18 protein-coding genes are annotated in these 18,364 nt (G+C 69.1%); 5 read left to right on the top strand and 13 right to left on the bottom strand.

The features are described from left to right. Positions 1-48 precede the first annotated feature (48 nt). Both IEZ21_RS01230 and IEZ21_RS47280 read right to left on the bottom strand, forming a co-directional pair. The gene (locus IEZ21_RS01230; protein WP_189320021.1) at positions 49-1,809 is read right to left on the bottom strand and encodes a TIGR03767 family metallophosphoesterase; all 1,761 of its coding nucleotides are present in this window, start codon (positions 1,807-1,809) and stop codon (positions 49-51) included. 281 nt (positions 1,810-2,090) lie between these two features. Next, complete coding sequence (locus IEZ21_RS47280; protein ID WP_246567188.1) at positions 2,091-2,615, bottom strand: hypothetical protein; 525 nt, start codon at positions 2,613-2,615, stop codon at positions 2,091-2,093. Between the two features lie 152 nt (positions 2,616-2,767). Between IEZ21_RS47280 and IEZ21_RS01220 the strand changes: the two genes are divergently transcribed. After that, positions 2,768-3,142: a type II toxin-antitoxin system RelE/ParE family toxin gene (locus IEZ21_RS01220; RefSeq protein ID WP_189320020.1), complete on the top strand. Its 375-nt coding sequence runs from the start codon at positions 2,768-2,770 to the stop codon at positions 3,140-3,142. Beyond that, positions 3,139-3,507 carry a helix-turn-helix domain-containing protein gene (locus IEZ21_RS01215; RefSeq protein WP_189320019.1) on the top strand — a complete coding sequence of 123 codons (369 nt, stop codon included), beginning with the start codon at positions 3,139-3,141 and terminating at the stop codon, positions 3,505-3,507. Before IEZ21_RS01220 ends, IEZ21_RS01215 begins: the two co-directional genes overlap by 4 nt. Here the strand turns inward: IEZ21_RS01215 and IEZ21_RS01210 are convergent. Continuing rightward, complete coding sequence (locus IEZ21_RS01210; protein WP_189320018.1) at positions 3,496-3,723, bottom strand: DUF397 domain-containing protein; 228 nt, start codon at positions 3,721-3,723, stop codon at positions 3,496-3,498. The genes IEZ21_RS01215 and IEZ21_RS01210 overlap by 12 nt on opposite strands. Positions 3,724-3,727: 4 nt before the next feature. Continuing rightward, a complete protein-coding gene (locus IEZ21_RS01205) occupies positions 3,728-4,609 on the bottom strand; it encodes a helix-turn-helix domain-containing protein (RefSeq protein WP_189320017.1) in 882 nt (293 codons plus the stop codon). Positions 4,610-4,809: 200 nt separating this feature from the next. Here IEZ21_RS01205 and IEZ21_RS01200 point away from each other — a divergent pair, with 200 nt between their 5' ends. After that, entirely contained in the window at positions 4,810-5,244 is a 435-nt protein-coding gene (locus tag IEZ21_RS01200; RefSeq protein ID WP_246567187.1) for an ATP-binding protein, read from the top strand. Between the two features lie 455 nt (positions 5,245-5,699). Here the strand turns inward: IEZ21_RS01200 and IEZ21_RS01195 are convergent, their stop codons facing one another. From IEZ21_RS01195 to IEZ21_RS01180, 4 genes are all read right to left on the bottom strand, one after another. Then, a complete protein-coding gene (locus tag IEZ21_RS01195; protein ID WP_189320016.1) occupies positions 5,700-6,431 on the bottom strand; it encodes an ATP-binding cassette domain-containing protein in 732 nt (243 codons plus the stop codon). Next, positions 6,428-7,024 (bottom strand): hypothetical protein, encoded by a 597-nt coding sequence (locus IEZ21_RS01190; protein WP_189320015.1) that lies wholly within the window; start codon positions 7,022-7,024, stop codon positions 6,428-6,430. Before IEZ21_RS01190 ends, IEZ21_RS01195 begins: the two co-directional genes overlap by 4 nt. After that, positions 7,024-8,307: a hypothetical protein gene (locus IEZ21_RS01185; RefSeq protein WP_246567186.1), complete on the bottom strand. Its 1,284-nt coding sequence runs from the start codon at positions 8,305-8,307 to the stop codon at positions 7,024-7,026. Before IEZ21_RS01185 ends, IEZ21_RS01190 begins: the two co-directional genes overlap by 1 nt. A 78-nt stretch (positions 8,308-8,385) precedes the next feature. Beyond that, positions 8,386-8,835: a hypothetical protein gene (locus IEZ21_RS01180; protein ID WP_246567184.1), complete on the bottom strand. Its 450-nt coding sequence runs from the start codon at positions 8,833-8,835 to the stop codon at positions 8,386-8,388. Between the two features lie 240 nt (positions 8,836-9,075). Between IEZ21_RS01180 and IEZ21_RS01175 the strand changes: the two genes are divergently transcribed. Continuing rightward, positions 9,076-9,477: a pyridoxamine 5'-phosphate oxidase family protein gene (locus IEZ21_RS01175; RefSeq protein WP_189320014.1), complete on the top strand. Its 402-nt coding sequence runs from the start codon at positions 9,076-9,078 to the stop codon at positions 9,475-9,477. 77 nt (positions 9,478-9,554) lie between these two features. Continuing rightward, positions 9,555-10,097: an MOSC domain-containing protein gene (locus IEZ21_RS01170; protein ID WP_189320013.1), complete on the top strand. Its 543-nt coding sequence runs from the start codon at positions 9,555-9,557 to the stop codon at positions 10,095-10,097. 194 nt (positions 10,098-10,291) lie between these two features. Here the strand turns inward: IEZ21_RS01170 and IEZ21_RS01165 are convergent, their stop codons facing one another. From IEZ21_RS01165 to IEZ21_RS01145, 5 genes are all read right to left on the bottom strand, one after another. Next, positions 10,292-11,725: an ATP-binding protein gene (locus tag IEZ21_RS01165; protein WP_189320350.1), complete on the bottom strand. Its 1,434-nt coding sequence runs from the start codon at positions 11,723-11,725 to the stop codon at positions 10,292-10,294. A gap of 226 nt (positions 11,726-11,951) precedes the next feature. Then, entirely contained in the window at positions 11,952-12,602 is a 651-nt protein-coding gene (locus tag IEZ21_RS01160; protein WP_189320012.1) for an MOSC domain-containing protein, read from the bottom strand. Between the two features lie 243 nt (positions 12,603-12,845). Next, positions 12,846-13,910: a hypothetical protein gene (locus IEZ21_RS01155; RefSeq protein WP_189320011.1), complete on the bottom strand. Its 1,065-nt coding sequence runs from the start codon at positions 13,908-13,910 to the stop codon at positions 12,846-12,848. Positions 13,911-14,091: 181 nt separating this feature from the next. Beyond that, positions 14,092-17,001, bottom strand: a complete 2,910-nt coding sequence (locus tag IEZ21_RS01150) for a helix-turn-helix transcriptional regulator (RefSeq protein WP_246567182.1) — start codon at positions 16,999-17,001, stop codon at positions 14,092-14,094. 171 nt (positions 17,002-17,172) lie between these two features. Next, entirely contained in the window at positions 17,173-18,261 is a 1,089-nt protein-coding gene (locus IEZ21_RS01145) for a hypothetical protein (RefSeq protein ID WP_189320010.1), read from the bottom strand. Positions 18,262-18,364: the final 103 nt, after the last annotated feature.

Below are 18,364 nucleotides of genomic sequence, written 5' to 3'. Positions count from 1 at the left end.
TGGAGGTTGGGCGTTTTTGAGCCTCGTCGCCCCGTCGAAGAGCTGGAACTACCCCTTGCTCAGAATCAGTTCAGTGTTCCGGTCCCCCGGATCGCCCGAAAGGGTCGAGCGGGAGCCCGGCGCGTTGAACGACAACTCGCGGTACAGGGCGGCCAGGCCCGTCTGGGAGAGGTCGGTGAAGTCCGTGCGGTGCGGGGCCGCGGATTCGATGAGGGTGGTGAAGAGGGAGATCGTGCCGTCGTGGTTGTCGACCACCTCGATGACGCGGGCCAGTTGGGGGAAGTCGACGTGGGAGGCCGTGGAGATCTCCCAGAAGGAGCGGTTGCCGGGGGCGGGGTGCGGGGTGATGTTGTTCTTGTGGCTGTGGCCGTTCACCCAGGCCAGGGTGGAACGGTAGCTGCCGAGGAGGGCGAGGACCTCCTCGCCGCCGTGGCGGCGCTCGCCGGGGTGGTTCGGGTCCTCGCGGAGGTTGCGCATCGTCTTGCTGGTGTGGTGGCTGAAGACGATGACGTGTTCCTTGTTGCGCTCGGCCGTCTTCAACGTGCGCTCCAGCCAGCGCAGTTGGGCCGTTCCCAGCGAGCCCTCGTAGTGCCCGCCGGAGTTGGTGCTGTCGAGGCTGACGCCGAGCAGGCCGTCCGCGATCCGGAAGGTGTAGTACTGGGTCTTCGCGGCGAGGTTCGCCTGCGAGTAGCCGTGCCCGACAGGGCCAGGGCCGGTGTGCGACGGGTCGAGGTGCGCCTGGAGGTACTCGGCGGAGGTGACAGGGGCGCGGCCCTCGTCCGGGGTGACCGAACGCATCTTCCGCGCCTGGGACTTGAACATCTCCTTGAAGGCCGAGCCCTTGGGGTCGCCGCCCTTCCTCATGTCCTTCCAGAGGGCGGCGCTCGTCGTCTCGTCCAGCGACATCAGCTTCTTGCCGCCGACGGCCAGCTCGGCGAAGAAGGGGTCGGCGGGCGCGTAGCAGCCGCCGGGCAGGGAGTCGTGGTTGCCGACCGTGGAGTACCAGGGCAGGTTGAGGCCGGGGCTCCGCAGTTCGCGTACGGCGGCGGCGAGGAAGCCGTCGATCTGCGGGAAGCCGAGTTGCTTGTCGCCGTCGCGGACGTCCGCGTCGGGCTGCCAGTACAGCTTGAGTCCGCTGTTCTGAACGCCCTCGTAGTGCTTCAGGTCACCGGAGTCGGGGGTGATGCGGCCGCCGCTCATCACCTTCAGGAACCAGTCGAGCTCGTTCTTGGCGTTGTTGTCGGTGTTGTCGCCGGTGGTCATCACGAAGTGCAGCGGGGAACCGGTGACGGGGGCGCCGCGCAGCGCGTTGACCCGCTCGACGAGCGAGACCGCGCCGGCCACCGACAGCGACTCCTGCGGACGCCAGGCGTTGGCGGCCTGGGCGCGCAGGTACTCGTACCGCAGCGGGTGCTGTACGTCGACGATGTGCAGGTCGGTGAACTGCACGAACGCGGCGAGCGCGGTGCGGCGTTCGCCGCGGCCCGCCTTCGGCGCGGCCAGGTCGCCGCGGACGACGCGCTGCCAGGCGGGGCCGTCGCCGAGCCGCCGGAAGCCGGAGGAGTTGAGCGGGGCCGCGACCGAACCGAGGGTGGTGCCGCGGGTGTACGGGACGAGTGGCGCGGCGGGTGCCCGGCGGGATGACAAGGCGACGGCCGCCTGCCCCCCGTCGGCGGCGGGGACGGTGCTCCCGCCGCTGTCCGGGCGGAGCGCGAAGCCGATACCCGCGGAGAGCGACACCGCCCCGGTTGCGGCCAGGAAGGCGCGGCGGTCACGAACGGATGTGGCGACAGAGCGTATGCGCGACATGGCGCGGTCTCCCCGAGTACGAACGCGTCAGCAGTGGTCGCGGGCGGTTCACTGACGCGAACTACCCGCTCACACTGGATCGTTGGCACTGGGAGTGACCTGCACGTTAACTGAGCGGCAACGGGCAACGCCGATCACCGTACGTGGATCTTGGTCACTCTCCGCGTCCACCGACCCCTCGTCGAACGGAGGGGAGGCGGTCACTCCATGTTCACCTTGCTGGGTACGGAAGCTATTTCCCGGAGATCGCGGGGCGCTCGGGGTTCCCGCCCTCGCTGGGCTCACTGCCCGACGGACAACGCCCACCGCACCCCGGATTGCGCGGTCACCTGGAGTGCGGCGTCCTTGTCGGCCTTCTCCAGGACGATCTGGTTGTACGTGCTGCTGACCTCGTCGGCGACGCACTTCAGGGGGAAGCTCAGGCCCACCAACTTCAGTTCGACCGTAAGCGTCCCCTCGCCCTGGCAGTTCACGGCGATCGACACCGGCCCGGTCCGTACTCCACCCTCCAGCGGTACGGCCTGGTTCCCGCGCGCGTCCGCCACCGACGCGATCACCTCACCGTCGACGCCCCCGGGCGCCTCGGCCACGGTCTCGCCGTCGATGTGCTCGGCCCGCTCCGTGGCCTTCGCGGGCTCCGCCGACGGCTTCGCGGAGGGCGACCCGGTGCTAGCGGCGGCTGTGTCCTCGCGCCCGGCGTTGTCCTTCGTGCAACCACTGCTCAGTACCACCGCCAGGCAGGCTGCCGCGAGCACGGCAGCACGGGCGGCGCTGCGCCGAGCAGAACTGGGCGAGTGTATGGGCACGTGTGAACTCGATTTCAGGGAGGGGAAGTTGAAGGGGCCGGGCGGAAGCGTAACCTGCTGTTCGCTCGCCGGACGGACGTCGGGAGCCCGAGACCGCCTAGCAGCGCCGAGACAGCAGCCCTCGCTATATACATTTCTGTATAGTCGTGCCTGTGAGCGATCCATGGCAGATCGAGATCGAGCCCGAAGTCCGACAGTGGCTGGAGCTCCTCTCGGACGCCCAGTACGGCAAGGCCGAACGGGCCGCCGACATGCTCGCGGCCCAGCCGGTCACGCTTGGGGAGCCGTACTCCCGTCACCTCGGCGGCAAAGTGCGCGAGCTTCGCTTCATCATGGAGGGCAACGCCGTACGCATCACGTACTGGCTCGCTCCAAACAGGCGCATCGTGTTGTTGACGGTGTTCCGTAAGACCAGGCAGCGCGAGACGGCCGAGGTCGAGCGTGCCCGGCAGGCCCAGAAGGTGTGCGAGGCGGATCATGGTCCTGCGGAGCACAGCTATGAGCGGATCGAGGAGGAGCGGCCGTGAACCACTCCCAGTGGAAGACCCGGCGGACCAGGAAGCTGCTGGGGGAGTCAGTCGATGAATCCCCGGCCTACGTGGAGGCCGGGTACGCGTTCGCCTTGGGGCAGGCGGTCTATGACCGGCGTACCGAGCTCGGTCTGCCGCAGACCGAGCTGGCGCGGCGGGCGGGCATGACCCAGTCGCAGATCTCCAACATCGAGGGCGGCGACTCCGTACCTACTCTGCCCCTGCTCACACGTCTGGCGAAGGCGCTTGATGCTTCGCTGACCATCGATCTGGACGGCGACACGTCGGCGTTTGCTTTCACGGCGCACGACGGGGGCGACTCCGGTGAACCGCAGCCGGGTGGTCGCTCGTCAGTTGCTTGAGGTCGTCTCGCGGATGTGAGTGACGAAGGTTGTCCAGGCCGTGGGGGATACGAGGAGGGCGGGGCCCGTGGGGTTCTTGGAGTCGCGGACGCCGGTCCCCTTGCCGGGGGTCAGGTGGGCGACCTCGATGCAGTTGTTGCCCATACCGTCGCTGTACGACGACTTGCGCCAAGCGCTTTCGGGGGCGAGCTGGGGGGCGGTGAAGCGAACGTTCATGGATCTACCGCTCTCGTTCTAGGCGGTTCACGAATTCGGGAGTGTCCTCGGGAGGCAACGCAGAGGCAACCATGGATTCGAACCGCCGGGTGAACCGGTCGACCTCGCGAGGCTTGTCCGAGGTGGAGACTGTGCCCCAGGAGCTGTCCAGCTGGATCCGGGACGGCAGTTGGTCGCCGAAGTCGAGGATCGCGAAGTCATTGGTGGTTCGGTATCCCCAGCGGAACGGCAACACCTGGAGCGTGACATGGTCCCAGGTCGACACCTCCGCGAGCTTTGCGTACTGCTCGCGCATCACCTCCGCGCCTCCGACGGGGTACCGCAATGCGGCCTCCCCAAGGACGGCGTGCAGCCTGACCGGGTCCTCCCTGGTGAGGATCTCCTGGCGTTTCATCCGAAGCTCCACGCTGTTCCGGATCATCTCCGTCGTGGTCTCCTCGATCGGCTTCTGCACCTCATGGATGGCGCGCGCGTAACGCTCCGTCTGGAGCAGGCCGTACACCAGTGTGGGGTGGTACGCCTTCATGCTGCGGGCCTCGGGCTCAAGCCCGACAAAGCCCGGCATTCCGGAGGGCATCAGACCGCGGTGCTGTGTCAACCAGTCCTGATTGGAGGACTCCCGGTTGAGGTTGATGAGCGACTCGATGACGTCTTCATCGGTGACGCCGTACTTGTCGAGCAGCTTCCTCAGGTCGCTCACGTTGCGGAAGTTCAGCGACCCGGATTCGATCCGCTGGAGCGAGGCCTCGGAGATGCGCAGCCCCTGAACCGCCTGCTTGCGCGTGAAGCCCCCGCCCCGGTCGCCGAGACCACAGTTCTCTCGCAACTGGCGTAGCTGAAGCCCCAGTTCCAGTCGCTGTCCAGTCCGCCCGCGCTTGGCCGCCATGTGCATCGTCCTTGTGCTGTCGTGCGTATCACCTGGTGCTGTGTGCCGAGTGTGACACCCCGTGTGCGGGTCGTGCAGCCACTTGCGCAGATCTGCGCATAGTCCACTTTCTCTTCTGCTGATTAATCAGGCGGCATTCGATGGAACTCGAACGCGAGTCACTGTCACCGTTGTTGGGCAGCCAGCGCGAAAGGAATCCCATGCCCAACCCCGAAGCCCCCGCCCTCCTCACCCACGACTGGTCCATGGGCTACCCCATGACCCTCCGCAGCGTCCGACTCACCCGGCTCCACGTCCGTCGCCGGCTGACGATGTGGCAGTGGGCCGGGGACATCGACGACGCCGTGCTGGTCGCCTCCGAGCTCGTTGCCAATGCCGTACGGCATGCGCGGGTCATCGGGCACGAACTGTGGCTGCGGCTGGCCGAGTTGGAGGACGGGGGACTGATCGTCGAGGTCTCGGATCCGGTGCGGGCGGTCCCCAGGACGGACGTCGCACCCGACGGCGAAGGCAGCCGGGGCCTCCTCGTCGTCACCCAACTCGCCGACGACCTCGTGTGGTTCCTACGGCCGGAAGTCGGAAAGACGGTCCGAGCCCGGCTGGCCCTACCCCAGTCGTGTACATCAGGCACATGAGGGACATACGGTGAGGGGCCGCCGCCTCGACGCACGTTGTGTACGGCGGCTCCTCCCCGCGAGGTAGTTGTGACTGAGCGCCTCAGACGGCGGCTGAGCGCTTGAGTTGGCGAGTGAGCTCGGCTGGACAGGACATGAGAGGGTGCCTCCACTCCCCTGGCGAGTCCGCGCAGCCTTTGCGTCCACCCACCGGACTGCCAGGGGCGGACCACCGCCGCCGGTCGGCACGAAGCCGTCGTCCCGCCGCCGAACGAATCAGCCGGCGGGTCACACATGGCTGAGGATCACCAGCAGTGCCGCGCACTCCCCAAGAAACGACCGATGTGGGCCGAGATGATCTCGGCCCACATCAGAGGGAGGTGAGTGTCCGAGGGGTGAGTTGCCCGCCAACGATACGCTCGTGGTCACTTAAGGGCGTCTCGACCTCAATCTATGACCGGGCTCGCCCGAACGGGTCAGGCCGACTCGAGTAGGGTCGTATAAGCCCCTTCGGCCGCCCGGCCTTGCGCCGTACCGGGCGGAGTGTGGGCGAGGAACTCGCTGGTTGACCCGCTCTGCACGAGACGTCCGCCAACCAGAACAGACACGTGATCGGCCTCTTCGGCGAGGTCGGTCACGTCGTGCGTGGACAGCAGGATGCGGACCTCGTCCTTGACCGCGGCAAGGAGATCACGGAAAACCCGTCGCTGACGTGGGTCCATGCCGGCCGTGGGTTCATCCAGGAGGAGCACCTGTGCATCGTGGACCAGGGCACAGGCCACACCCACACGCCTCAGCTGGCCGCCCGAGAGCTGGCTGGTGCGGATGTCGGTGTGCTCCGACAGCTCGACGCGGGACAGCGCTCGAGGAGCGTTGTCCCAGGCATCGTCCCTGCTCATTCCCTTCAGCCAGCCCACATAAGCGACGTACTCCCGTGCCGTGAGTGAGGGCAGGGGGGTGATGTTCTGCGGCATCCAGGCCACCGTCCGTCGGTAGTCCTTGCTCTTCGCGTCAAGTCCATCCCACGTCACGGTTCCCCGCTGGGGCGTGGTGACGGCAGCAGCCAGCTGCAACATCGTGGATTTACCGGCCCCGTTCGGTCCGAGAAGGATGGTCAGTCCGTCCGGAAGGCGGTAGTTGAAGTCCTTCAGCACGGCAGCCCGCCGTCGGCCGTAGGCGAAGGTGCAGGAATCGAGAACAAGAGTCATGCGGCTCTCCGTGCGAAGCGGTTCGGTGAAAGGAGGTGGGCACCAACGCCGACGGTGAGCATCAAGAGGGCTCCCGTGGAGGCGTACCAGGTGCCAGGCGGTTCGAGGAGTACGGTCCACGGATAGGGATCGCCGGCCGCCCTCATGCCGAAAAGTACGCCGATCAGCGGCCACAGTGCGGGAACGAGGACTGCGGATCTCCCGAAGAGAGCCCCGCACAACAGGGTGAGGCCGGCGAGGAAGGCCGTGTTGCGGCCCAGTGTCTCGGCCGATGCGGCCCCGGTGGCCATGGCGATCACCTCGCCCACGGCAAGTGCGAGTGCCACCGTGCCGAGTGTGAGCAGGACGTCGAAGAACCTGACGGGTCGGATTCCGGTGGTCTCGGCGGCGTCCAGCCGAGTGTGCAGACAGTCGAAGAGGACCGAGGTCAGCACGAGCGGAACAAGTGTGACAGCCTGCACGATCTCGGCGCCGCTGGCCCAGATGGACGGCAGGAAGAGGGGGGTGTCCTGCACAATCGCCGCCAGAAGCGTGAACATCAAAAAGCCCAGGGGCAGCCGAGTGTGGGCGCGGCGGGCACGCAGCCACCACATCACGTTGTGTTCCCGTCTTCCTCGCAGGCCTCCGCCACGGTCGTCTCGTACCAGTCCATTTGTTGGGCCCTGCTCAACTGCAGAACCTCTCCTACCTGGTCTTGGAGACGGCTGCGTTCCTGGGCCGTGAAATCGGGTTCGGAGCTGAGCCGTTTCAAGTAGGTGTCCGCCTGTCCGACTTTGGAGGACACCCAGTAGTACACCTGGCGGGCGGGACCGGTGGCGGGAGGGAAGCATTCGAAACGCACCGCTTCGCGGGCGATCTGGTAGCGAACGGTGCCGGTCGCCTCGCCGACAACGAGTGGGACGGTCCAGTCATCCTCCGTGGACGGTTCGGGATACCGGAGGCTGAGAGAAGTGTCTGTAAGCGAAGTCGGCTCGGCAGACAGACCGGCTCGACGCAGGGTTTTCAGCGTCGCCTCCGCTTCCTCGGCGAGAGCGGAGATGTGCTCGGCGTGCGTCTCAGGCAGACAGATGCGAGGGGACTGCCCTGCACAGGAGGTTGTGCCATGACCGGTACTCCGTGGGCCTATGTAGCTCCAGTCGCTGACCAAGGAGAACGATCCGAGCGCGCAGGCGAAGACGAGCGTTCCCGCGATGGCTCCTCGTAGCCAGCGAGAAACAGGTGCCCAGAGCAGAGCCATGGCGCAGGCGGTGCCGACGGCGAGCAGGAGGGGAGCCGCGAGGGCGGCGGGGGTGGGCAGTTCGCCGAACATCATCTTTCCGGCGAAGAGGCCGGTGAGGTGCCGGGGCCACGGTATCTCCAGTCCGGTGGCACTGCCGACGGCCAGGAAGTCGGTGACTGCGATGATCGGCACTACGGCGATGTGCCGAATGGCGGCTCCGACGGCGAATCCGACGATGGCGTGGGCGACGCAGAGCACCAGTCCGAAGGCCAGCAGCGTGAGGCCGGGCAGGTCGGGCGCAACCTGCTCTTGGACAAGGGCGCACAGCGTGGGAAGGATGAGGAGCAACCAGGCCAGCGAGACAACGGGAGACAGATGCTGTGCGGCGATGGTGTAGCGGGATCGCACCGCCCCCAGCCTCCAGATTTCGGAGACTCCCAGCTTCCGCGCCTCCCACGCGGCGAGACCCGAGGCAACCGCGAAGGCCACAGGCAGCAGGTTGCGCAGCACCGCGTCGACCACAGTGGCGGAGTAGCCCAGCGGATCGGCGAGGAGGTCGTCACCGAGATCGGTGGCGTAGTAGGCGAACACGAGAAGCAGGGCGACGGGCGCGACCCTCAGCGCACTGCTGGACCTGATGAGTGTGAGGGGTTTCACTTCTTGGCTTCCTGGAGCGGTCCGAACAGGGGGCGTGGTGCCTCGCCGACAGCGAGACACCACGCTGCAGAACACTGATCAGGAGTCGGCGAGAGTGGTGTCAACTCCCGCGTAGGTCGCCCACAGCAGGCAGCACGCGTTGCTCCCGCCACCGACGTTGTCGAGCTGGAAGAAGTAGTCCGACTCCTGAGGCAGACCGTTGTATTCGCCCCGGCTCGCGTAGCTCGTGCCGTTGAAGCAGTTGGTGAAGGTCTTCTCACCGTAGAAGTCGTTGTACGACAGCGCGTCGAAGTCCCACAACTCGACACCGGTGGTCTTACTGCCGTTCTGCACGGTGCAACCCTTGAAGATGATCTCCGTGTAGCTCTCGTCCGCCCAGTAGCGGGACTGCCCGTTGTCGTCGCCACCGTCCGTCCACCCACCGATGCTGCTCGACCAGTTGGCCGAGGCGCCAGGGGACAACGCAAGGACGAAGGCTGACGCCATCGCGACCACGGCGGATACACGCTTGGAAGATCTGCCCGACATGCGGGAACTCCGAATCTTCCACCTGATGCGGCCCCCACGAGGCCTGTCCACATCAGGTGAGGCCCGGAAGCTATCGAACAGTTGATCTTTTAGTCAATCAAAACCAGCCAACCGCTACGTAGCAAACCAGCCAACCGCTTCGCACCCGCCGCACGCCGCCGAACAGCTCCACGACGAAGCCCGAGGTGTCTAGGCCGTCGGACCGAGGCGGTCTGGCGGAGCTGCGGGTGAGATGGGTACATGAGTGATTCCGAGTCTCTGCCTGTGGCTGTTCGCGACCGCCTGGCCCAGGAGAAGAACGTCTGGCTGTGCACTGTGCGGCCGGACGGGTCTGCCCATGTGACGCCGGTCTGGTTCGTGTTCCTGCGGGGCAGTTGGTGGATCGGCACGGACGCGAGTTCGGTCAAGGTCCGCAATATCGAGAAGTTCTCGCGGGTCTCCTTGGCGTTGGAGGACGGCCGGCTCCCCGTCGTGGCCGAGGGAGAGGCGGTGCTGCACCGTGGCCTGTTCCCGGAGGAGATCACGGATGCCTTCGCCGCGAAGTACGGGTGGGATGTCTCCGCCCCGTACACACCGGACGGGGACCGCGTACTGCTCGAAGTTCCCGTGCGGCGCTGGCTGCTGGCCGGTACGGCTCAATGACCGCCCGGACACGACGTAAGGGCTGAGGTAAGGGCTAGGGTCGTGGCTGATCATGTCGTTGAGGAGGGGATCCGAGGATGAGCGGGACAGTGACGGCGGTCAGCAGCAACGGCGAGTACTCGTTCACCAAGCCGAACCGGGACAGCATCACGCTGCTCGCCGGGCTCGGTGTGGAGGGTGACGTACATGCCGGCGTGACGGTCAAGCACCGCTCGCGGGTCGCGCAGGACCCCACCCAGCCGAACCTGCGCCAGGTCCATCTCATCCATGAAGAGCTCTTCGCCGAGGTCGGTGCAGAGGGATTCACGGTGGTGCCCGGTGACCTCGGCGAGAACATCACCACCCGCGGCATCGACCTGCTCGGCCTGCCGGTCGGCACGCTGCTGCGTATCGGCGATGACGCGGTGCTGGAGGTGACCGGCCTGCGCAATCCCTGCCTGCAGATCGACAGTTTCCAGGACGGGCTGCTGAAGCAGGTCGTCGGCCGTGATGCAGTCGGGAACATCGTGCGCAAGTCCGGAATCATGAGCATCGTGAAGGAGGGCGGCGTGGTACGCCCGGGCGACACGATCGCCGCGGAACTTCCCAGCGGCCCGCACCGGCCCCTGGATCGGGTCTGACGTCTCGCACCAAGCGGGGCTGAATGTCTCTCACCAGCGGCCCGCCCGACGAGTAGTGGTGCGCCGGAGGGCCGTCACCCGGCGGGACAGCCGGGGGACGGCCCTTTTCCTCGCCGCCGACCGGTGACGAAAGCCGCGTTGCGTACGGCATCCAGGGTCTGTGGGTTGTTCCGTGCACCTCGCAGGAGGAACGCCTACCGCCAGGCGTCGACCAAGTCCTCCGGCCTCCAGTGCGCCGCGAGCGGCAGGCCGTCCGTGACACCGGAGCGGGAGACCGCGACGAGGGGTGTGTCCGGGTCGGCGCCGGGCACGGCGAGGGCGTCGCGGACCAAGGCGTCGTACTCGCGGCGGCCGAAGGGCTGGGACTCCAGCCATTTGACCGACCCGATGAAGTGCACGGCGCCCGCCACGGGTGCGCGGTCCGCGCCGATCAGGTCGATCTCGGGGTTGTTCTGCCGGTTCCACCAGCCGCCGACCGCCTCGGTCTCGGGCCAGAAGTCGTCCGGCAGCAGGCGCAGCAGCGACTCGCGGACCACCGGTTCGATGGCGCGTCCCCGCCAGGTCGTCCACGAGCGCTCGATGCGCTCCAGGGCCAGATCACCCCGGCCGCGTTCGATGAGTGGGATTCCGCGTCGCATGAAGGCCAGCCAGAAGCGCAGATACGGATCGGCGATGCGGTAGCGCTTGTTCTTGCTGTCCGGCTTCGTGGACAGCGGCAGGTCCACCGCCAGGACCCGCTTGGCCAGCAGCGTGTTCAGCAGCGGGGAAAGGGTGCCGGAGGGCAGCGCGCCCGCGCCGCCGGCCTGTGCGGCGATGGTGGAGAAGGTTCGCTCACCGCTGCCGACGGCTTCGAGTACCGCACGTGAGTGGGATGCCTCGGGGAACTCGCCGAGCAGTGACAGCTCGCCCGCGACCAGCAGGGGCGAGAGAGGGTTGCTCACGGCCTCGCGCAGGAACTCCGTACGGGGCGTCCCCGGCCGCCACGACTGGACGATCTCCGGGAAACCGCCGGTGATCAGCAGGGCGTCCATCGCCTCCGCCGCGTCGAGCCCGGTCGCCGCCTGCACATCGGCCAGGTGCAGTGGCCGTACGGTCATCTTCGTCGCCCGGCCGAAGAACGGACGGCCATGCGACTGCAGGGCCTCCATCACCGACATGTCGCTGCCGACGAGGACGAGCAGCACCGGCTTGGCGGACAAATGGCGGTCCCACACCGTCTGCAGCGCCCCCTCGAACTCGCCGTCCTGCTCCACCAGCCAGGGCACCTCGTCGATCACCGCGATGCTCGGAGCGTCGTCCGGCACCGCGAGGGCCAGGGAACGCAGTGCCTGGTTCCAGTCGGTGGCTTGCAGCCCGGCCACCAGTTCCGCGCCGGGCAGGGCGGAGTGCGCGAGCGCCGCGGTGAAGTCGGTGCGCTCAGCCACCGGATTACGGCCCCGGGTCGCCTGGAACACCACGTAAGGAACTCCGGACCGGTCGCAGAACTCCTGCACCAGGCGGGACTTCCCCACCCGACGTCGACCCATCATGATCACGGACCGTCCCCGGGTGGCCCCCGTGCCCTCGACCACCAGGCCCAGCTGCTGAGCCAGCAGATCGAGGTCGGCTGCCCTGCCCTTGAACTCCATCAGCGGCTCACTCCCCAGTCGGCGCAACAAACTCAGATTCGATATTACGTAGATTGAATCTTACTTTGTCTGGGGCTGAAGGGCCGGCCATCAGTGATGTGGGGGTCACCAGTTGTCCGGTGCCCCCCCACAGGTCACCGGGGCACCACCGCCACATACGCCGCCGGATCGCGGTCGCATGTCGCCATGAGTGCGGTGCGTCGACGATCCCCGTGAAATCGATCACCTACGCGGTCGTACGCCTGCGGGCCAGATCCTTGCCCTCCTCCGGCAGTGCGTCGGCGACCAGCAGCCGCGGCAGCAGTTCCGGTTCACGTGTCATCGCACGGAAGACGAGTGCGACGGTCACGTCGTGGTCAGGGCGGTGCACGATCTCGACCGGATCGGCAGCGCGGATGTCCCCCGGCTCGATCACCCGCAGATACGCGCCCGGCAGCGCGGCCTGCGTGAACCGCTTGATCCAACCGTCACGCTCCAGCCAGCCCTGGAACGTCGCGCACGGGATCCGCGCGCACGACACCTCCAGGACGACGTCCGGCCCGATGCGCCAGCGCTCGCCGATCAGGGCGCCGTTGACGTCGAGGCCGATGGTCGTGAGGTTCTCCCCGAAGACGCCGTTGGCAAGCGGCCTGCCCAACTCAGCCTCCCATCCGTCGAGGTCCTCGCGGGCATAGGCGTAGACGGCCTGGTCGGAGCCGCCGTGGTGCTTCACGTCGTAGACCCGGTCGCCGACGAGACCGACCGCGCCGGTGCCCTTGGGGCCGGGGGCGATGACGGCGACCGGGCCGTCGACGGGCCGCTTGTCGATGCCTGTCGCGCTGAGGCCCTTCCAAGGGTTGGGGCGGGGCCTGCCGACATTGACGGAGAGCAGCTTCATGAGGACGACGGTACGGTCCGCTGCACCCGAAGGGCGACACATTTCCCCGCCACTGCCGCGCTCGCGGCATGCGTGGCACCCGGCGGCGTGGCCGTCCGGGCGATGCCGGGCTTTCGCGGCTTCGTGAGCTACGGAGTCATGGGCTCCAACTCGCCGCACCACTTCGCCGGACGCGGCCCAGAGGGCCGTCACCCGGCGGGACAGCCGGGTGACGGCCCTCTTTCTTCCCCCGTCCTCAGATGGTCAGTTGTACTTTCGCCAGTCGTAGGTCAGCTGGTAGTGACCGCCGTGGCCCTTGAAGTCGAGGGTGCGGTCCGTGCTGTTGTCCTGGCCGCCGGGGAAGCGGCTGGTCAGCGACGAGATGGTGGCGCTGACCGTGATCGGCTTGAAGACCTCGTCGCCCCACAGGCCCTTGAGGTAGTCGAAGACCAGGCCGACCACGAAGCCCACCGCGACCCCGATGGCGATGCCGAGGGGCCCGCCGGGAGAGCCGATCGCGCCGCCGATGGCGGCCGCGAGTGCCGCGGCGACCTTGGCCTTCACCTTGTCGAGGAGTTCGTTGAGGAAGTCGGCGAGGCCGCCCCAGTCGACCTCCGCGACGACCAGCGTGACGAAGTACGTCTTCGGGAACGTCACCTTGCTCTGCTCGGTGAGGCTGAAGTGGGTGAAACGCCTCGGCGGCGAGTACGTCTGCACGGTTCCGGTGCTGAAACTGCGTACCCGGAACGCCGACACCTTCTTGGTGTCGCCGTCCTCGTCGACGGACGTGCCGCCCAGGTCGATCTCGTCCTTGCCGATCTCGCTCGTCTCGTCCACACACTTGACCCGGTGGATCCGCAGCTCCAGGTTGCGCAGTTCCGGGAACGCCGCCGCGGCGGCCGTCTCCTGGGCGGCGGTGGTCATCGGGCCCACCAGCGCGTCGGACATCCGCTGCAGTTCGTCGACCGGGAACTTCATCCGCGCCGGGAGCGGTGTCTTGCGGACCTGCTCATCGATCCCGGAGGGCGACTTGAGGTCGACCTTGGCGAGGTCGCCGAGCCGCTTGGTGCGCGCCGCACCGCCCCGCAGCTCCACCGAGATCCGGTCCGCGGCCTGCTTCTGCTGGGTCTCGGGCAACGTACGGAAACGGCGGGCGAGTAGCTGCTCGGTGCTCTTGGCGTCGGACGGCAGCGGGTACTTGCCGGGCTCCGCGTGATGCGCGGCGACCTTGTCGGCGGCGAGCTGGAATTCCAGCGCGACGCGTTCGGCGATGGCTTTGACCTTGGCGCTGGGTATGTCGGTGACGACCAGTTCCTTGTTTTCGGCCATGAGATTCCTTCCCCCATGCGACCGGCCGGCCCCGAGGGGACCGGTCCGGTATGGCCTTCGATGGTCTGTGACGGCCACGAGGCCAGACGGTAGGCCGCCGGTGCCGGGGAACGGACCTGGGGAAGGACCCGGGAGAATCCCCAGTCCTGCCCCGGAAGCGTCGGTTCCGCCCCGGGCAACCTCAGCTCCGCCCCGGCAGCGCCGCCTCGTTCCCCGCCGCCAGCAGCACGGCGAGCCGGGTGCGCGAGGCGACGCCGAGCTTGGCGTAGATCCGGCCCAGGTGGAACTCGACGGTCTTCGGGCTGATCACCAGCTCCCGCGCCACCTGGCGGTTGGTCAGCCCGGCCGCCACCTTGCGGGCGACCACCAGCTCCTGCGCGGTGAGCGGCGCGGCATCCGCCTTGAGGGGAGCGACGTCCGTTCCGCGCGCGGGGGTGCCCAGGCCGCAGGCCGCCAACTCCCGTTCGCAGCGCTCCAGATCGGGCCGGGCATCGAGGCGTACGAGAAGGCCCTGGGCCCAGCGCAGCTGCTCCGCGGCCGGGGTGCGCTTGGCCGTCCTGCGCAGGAACTGCCCGTACGCGAGGTGCACCAGCGCACGGCCGAACGGCTCCTGGGCGCGCTGGGCGTGCCGCAGCGCCGAGCGGAAGGCGCTCTCGGCGGCGGCCGACTCCCCGCGAGCGGCCGCCAGGGCGCCCCGGCTCCGGGCCGCGCGCATCAGCGCGGCCGGGTGATCGCGTCGTACCGCCAAAGCCTCGTACTGGCCGAGGAGTTGCGCAGCCCGCCGATGGTCCCCGAGCTCGGTCCAGGCGTCGGCGAGGAGGTCAGGCCAGGGCACGGCGCCCGGCTCGTCGAAGGAGCTGGAGGAATCGGTGGAATCGGCGGAGCCGGACGCGTCCTGCTTGCTCGGTGGGAGCAGCGGTGCCAGGGTGCTTACGACGTCCTCGGGGCGGCCGAGGGTCCGCGCCAGGTGGGCCCCGGCGAGCGCCGTCCACACGGCCGGGCCACCGTCCTCGCGCATCCGACGCACCTGGGTCCGCGCCTCGGCGAAGGAGCCGCGGGCCGCGTGGGTGAGGGCCGCGAGCATCCGGCAGTACGGAGCGGAATGCGGCCGGCCGCTGTCGTCGGTGAGCGAGAGGGCCGGTTCGCAGTGGGCGAGCACGTCGTCCCAGTGGCCCGCCAGGTACTCGGCGGCGGCGAGCGCGCCCGCGGCGGTGATACGGAAGGACGCCGAGTACGTCCGGCCGTCGACGGGCGACCTCGCCGGTGCCGTCGGCGCAGCAGCCGTCCGTGCCGACTTCCGTTCCCGCGTCGCCGCGAGGACCCCGGCCAGGTCCCGCAGGGCTCCGGTGAGATCGCCGGTGAACACCCGCAGGGTGCCGCGACCCATGAGTTCCTGGAGCTGGGCGGGTGACGCCACGGCGGGGTCGGGCAGCGGGCCCAGTTCGGCGAGGGCACGGGCCGCGCCGCCGCTCGTCGCCGTACCGCTGAGCGCCAGGTAGCGGATGGTGTCGGTGGCGGTCGCCTCCGGTGCGAGGCGCAGGGCCAGACGCGCCCAGTTGGCGGCTTCCGTGCCGCGCGCGACGCTCCCGTACAGGGCCGCGAACCGGCCCGCGATCCGGGCGGCGAGCACCCGGTCGCCCCGGTCGGCAGCCGGATCGCAACGCCGCCAGGCATCCCGCAGCAGCACCTCGGCGCGAACCGGGTCGGCCAGGCAGAGCCGTCCCAGCAGATAGCTGCGCCAGCCGCTCTCGGTGAACCCCCCGACGCGCTCAGCGACTTCGGCGGCATCCGGTACGTCCCCCGCGAGCAGCCGGCACTCGACGGACTCCAGCGTGTACTGCTCGTACGCCGCCCGGTCGGGCGCCAGCCTGGCCGCCGCGGACAGATGCCGCGCGGCCTGCTCCCACCGCTCCTCGGCGGCCGACCGGCGTCCGTGCGCCGCGAGTTCGGCGGCGAGCTGCGGGGCGGGGCCGGTCGCGGCGCAGGCCCGGTGGTGCAGGGCGGTCTCCTCGTCCTCGGCGAGCGAGGCGGCCCGGCGGTGCAGGGCACGGCGGCGGGCGGGGCCGAGCCCGTGATAGACGGCGGCCTGCACGATCGGGTGCGGGAAGCGGACGACGGGGTCGCCCTGCCGCTCCGTCAACAGCCCGGTACGTACGGCCTGTTCGAGCGCGGGCAGTGGATCGGCGAGGCCGGCGAGGTGGGCGGCCTCGGCGAGGGTGCAGCAGCGGCCGAGGGCGCTCGCCGCGGCCAGCAGCGCCTCCGCGTCCGCGGTGCAGGAGGCGAGCCGGGCCAGGGCGAGCTCGACACACGACTTCGGGGCGGGCGGGGTGATGTCGCTGCGCTCCAGGGCCTCGACCAGTCCGGGCCCCTCCTGCTCCAGCAGGGCCCGCGCGTACAACGGGTTGCCGCCGGTGTGCTCGCACAGCCTGGCGGCGGCGCGAACGGTGAGCCGTACGGGGCCCAGGGCGTCGCCGAGAGCGCGGAGCGCGGCGGGTTCCAGCCCTTCGAGCCGGACACGGACGGCGGCGTCGGCCGTGAAGAGACGGCGCAGGCCCTCCGGGATCCGGGGATCGGTGATGTCCCTGGTCACCACGACGACCAGGACGCGTACGGCGCGCAGCCTGCGTACGGCGAAACCGAGGGCACACAGAGAGGCGGAGCCGGCCCACTGGGCGTCGTCCACCACGACGGTCACCGCGTCCTCGCCGACACCTCCGGCCTTCTGAAGCGCCTTCTGGAGTGCCTCCAACAGCGTGACGCCGGCAGAATCCGGATCCGTCCAGCGGACAGGCCCGATGAGCTGCTCCAACGCGCCGAAGGCCGGCCCGGTCCCGGCGTCCTCGCCCTCCGCGTACAGGACATGCGGCACTCCCGCGAGAAAACGCCGTACGAGCGCGGTCTTGCCGATGCCCTCCGGCCCCTCCACCAGCACCCGCTGCGGCTGCCCGGCCCGGGCCCGTTCCCTCGCCCCCTCCAGCACGGCGAGCTCCTCGCCCCGCCCCACGAACACCCGCTCCACAGCGCGCCACCCCCGCCCATGCTCCGTCGCTTCCGCATGGTGCCACCAGGCGCCGATGGAGTCCCGTTCCACGGACGGTCCCACGAACCGCGTGCCGCGCTCGTGCCTCTCCAGACGTCCCCTGCTCCGGCTAGTCGCCGACCGCTGACCGGAATCCGTCTTGCGTACGGCGTCCACGACCGAGTGAGCGTACGAAGAGGGGGCGGGCCACCAGTTGCCCGGCCCGCCCCCTCCTCTCCCCTCCTACCGCGGCAGCACCACCACATACGCCGCCGGATCGCGGTCGCACGCCGCCATGAGTGCGGTGCGTACGACGGCCGCCTGCTGCTCCATCGCATCGCGCAGCTTCCGCGGAGTTACGTGGATGACCGTGATGCCGAGCCGTTCCAGGTGCTCGCGCTTGCGGGCGTACTCCGACCACAGCGCGTCGTCGTCCTGCCAAGGGCCTTGGCGGGGCGCCCGGGTGTCCAGTTCGAGGGCCACGGCCTGTTCGGGCCAGTACGCGTCGAGGCCGCCCAGGTGCGGGCCGCCGGGCAGGCGCAGGTCCACGTTCCAGACCGGGTCGGGCAGGCCGTGTTCGCGGACCATGCGGTACAGGTGGTCCTCCGCGATGGCCCGGCCCTCGGCGAGCAGGGTGTCGACGGCGTCCGCGACGTGCGGCCGGTTCAGCAGCCGGGCCTGCGTCAACTCCCGTACGACAGCGGTCGGTTCGCAATGGCCGCCGCGTACCGCCTCGGTGAGCAGACGGCGTACGATGCCCGCCTCCGAGAGCTCGGCGACGGCGTCGGCCAGCGCGCGCGGTACGGGGGCCACCGGGAGGCCGGTGACCTGCTCGGGCTTCGGCAGCGCGGGCGTGCGGACGATGCGCGCACAGCCCGTCGAGCGGAGCCGGCGCAGACGCGGTACGAGGACGTCGATGCGGTCGAGGGACAGCAGCGAGGGCGCGGACGAGAAGCCGTACAGGGCGAGGGCGGCGAGGCCGGTGATCATCGCGTCGGGGTAACGCTGCGGTGTGGGCGGTTCCTGCGCGCCGGGCTCCGTCGCGGCCGGCTGGGCAGGGATGCCTTGGCCTCTCGGCGCCGGTTCACGCAACGATGAGCGGGCCGCGTACATCAGGACCGCGTGCAGCCGCTCCTCACTGGTGGGTGGGCCGGGGTGCAGCAGACAGACGCCGGGCAGGAACTGCTGCCAGGCTCCGCCCGGCCGGCACTGCTGGTTGATCTCGGCGTTGGCCACGCCGTGTGCCCGCAGCTGCGAGGTGCTCAGCACGCGCGGCTGGGCGTCGGACAGGTGGCTCAGGGGGCGGGGGGAGAGAGGGGTGTTGTGGTTCATGCCCCCGAATCTCCCGCACCCGCCCGGCCCTCTAACCGCTGTTACGTCCCCGTCGACAAACCCGGACAGGCCAGCCCTGAAGTGCAAGTATTCGACAGCCGAA

This window comes from Streptomyces flaveus (genome assembly GCF_014647675.1).
In the GTDB taxonomy this organism is placed as follows: domain Bacteria; phylum Actinomycetota; class Actinomycetes; order Streptomycetales; family Streptomycetaceae; genus Streptomyces; species Streptomyces flaveus.
The sequence above is the reverse complement of the archived record's forward strand: the minus strand, read 5'-3'. Positions and strand labels throughout refer to the sequence as shown.

What these genes read in the sequence shown, in the direction of transcription:
- IEZ21_RS01230 (WP_189320021.1), bottom strand. Translation starts at nt 1,809, where the DNA reads ATGTCGCGCATACGCTCTGTCGCCACATCCGTTCGTGACCGCCGCGCC.
- IEZ21_RS01210 (WP_189320018.1), bottom strand. Translation starts at nt 3,723, where the DNA reads ATGAACGTTCGCTTCACCGCCCCCCAGCTCGCCCCCGAAAGCGCTTGG.
- IEZ21_RS01205 (WP_189320017.1), bottom strand. Translation starts at nt 4,609, where the DNA reads ATGGCGGCCAAGCGCGGGCGGACTGGACAGCGACTGGAACTGGGGCTT.
- IEZ21_RS01200 (WP_246567187.1), top strand. Translation starts at nt 4,810, where the DNA reads ATGCCCAACCCCGAAGCCCCCGCCCTCCTCACCCACGACTGGTCCATG.
- IEZ21_RS01195 (WP_189320016.1), bottom strand. Translation starts at nt 6,431, where the DNA reads ATGACTCTTGTTCTCGATTCCTGCACCTTCGCCTACGGCCGACGGCGG.
- IEZ21_RS01190 (WP_189320015.1), bottom strand. Translation starts at nt 7,024, where the DNA reads ATGTGGTGGCTGCGTGCCCGCCGCGCCCACACTCGGCTGCCCCTGGGC.
- IEZ21_RS01180 (WP_246567184.1), bottom strand. Translation starts at nt 8,835, where the DNA reads ATGTCGGGCAGATCTTCCAAGCGTGTATCCGCCGTGGTCGCGATGGCG.
- IEZ21_RS01175 (WP_189320014.1), top strand. Translation starts at nt 9,076, where the DNA reads ATGAGTGATTCCGAGTCTCTGCCTGTGGCTGTTCGCGACCGCCTGGCC.
- IEZ21_RS01170 (WP_189320013.1), top strand. Translation starts at nt 9,555, where the DNA reads ATGAGCGGGACAGTGACGGCGGTCAGCAGCAACGGCGAGTACTCGTTC.
- IEZ21_RS01165 (WP_189320350.1), bottom strand. Translation starts at nt 11,725, where the DNA reads ATGGAGTTCAAGGGCAGGGCAGCCGACCTCGATCTGCTGGCTCAGCAG.
- IEZ21_RS01160 (WP_189320012.1), bottom strand. Translation starts at nt 12,602, where the DNA reads ATGAAGCTGCTCTCCGTCAATGTCGGCAGGCCCCGCCCCAACCCTTGG.
- IEZ21_RS01155 (WP_189320011.1), bottom strand. Translation starts at nt 13,910, where the DNA reads ATGGCCGAAAACAAGGAACTGGTCGTCACCGACATACCCAGCGCCAAG.
- IEZ21_RS01145 (WP_189320010.1), bottom strand. Translation starts at nt 18,261, where the DNA reads ATGAACCACAACACCCCTCTCTCCCCCCGCCCCCTGAGCCACCTGTCC.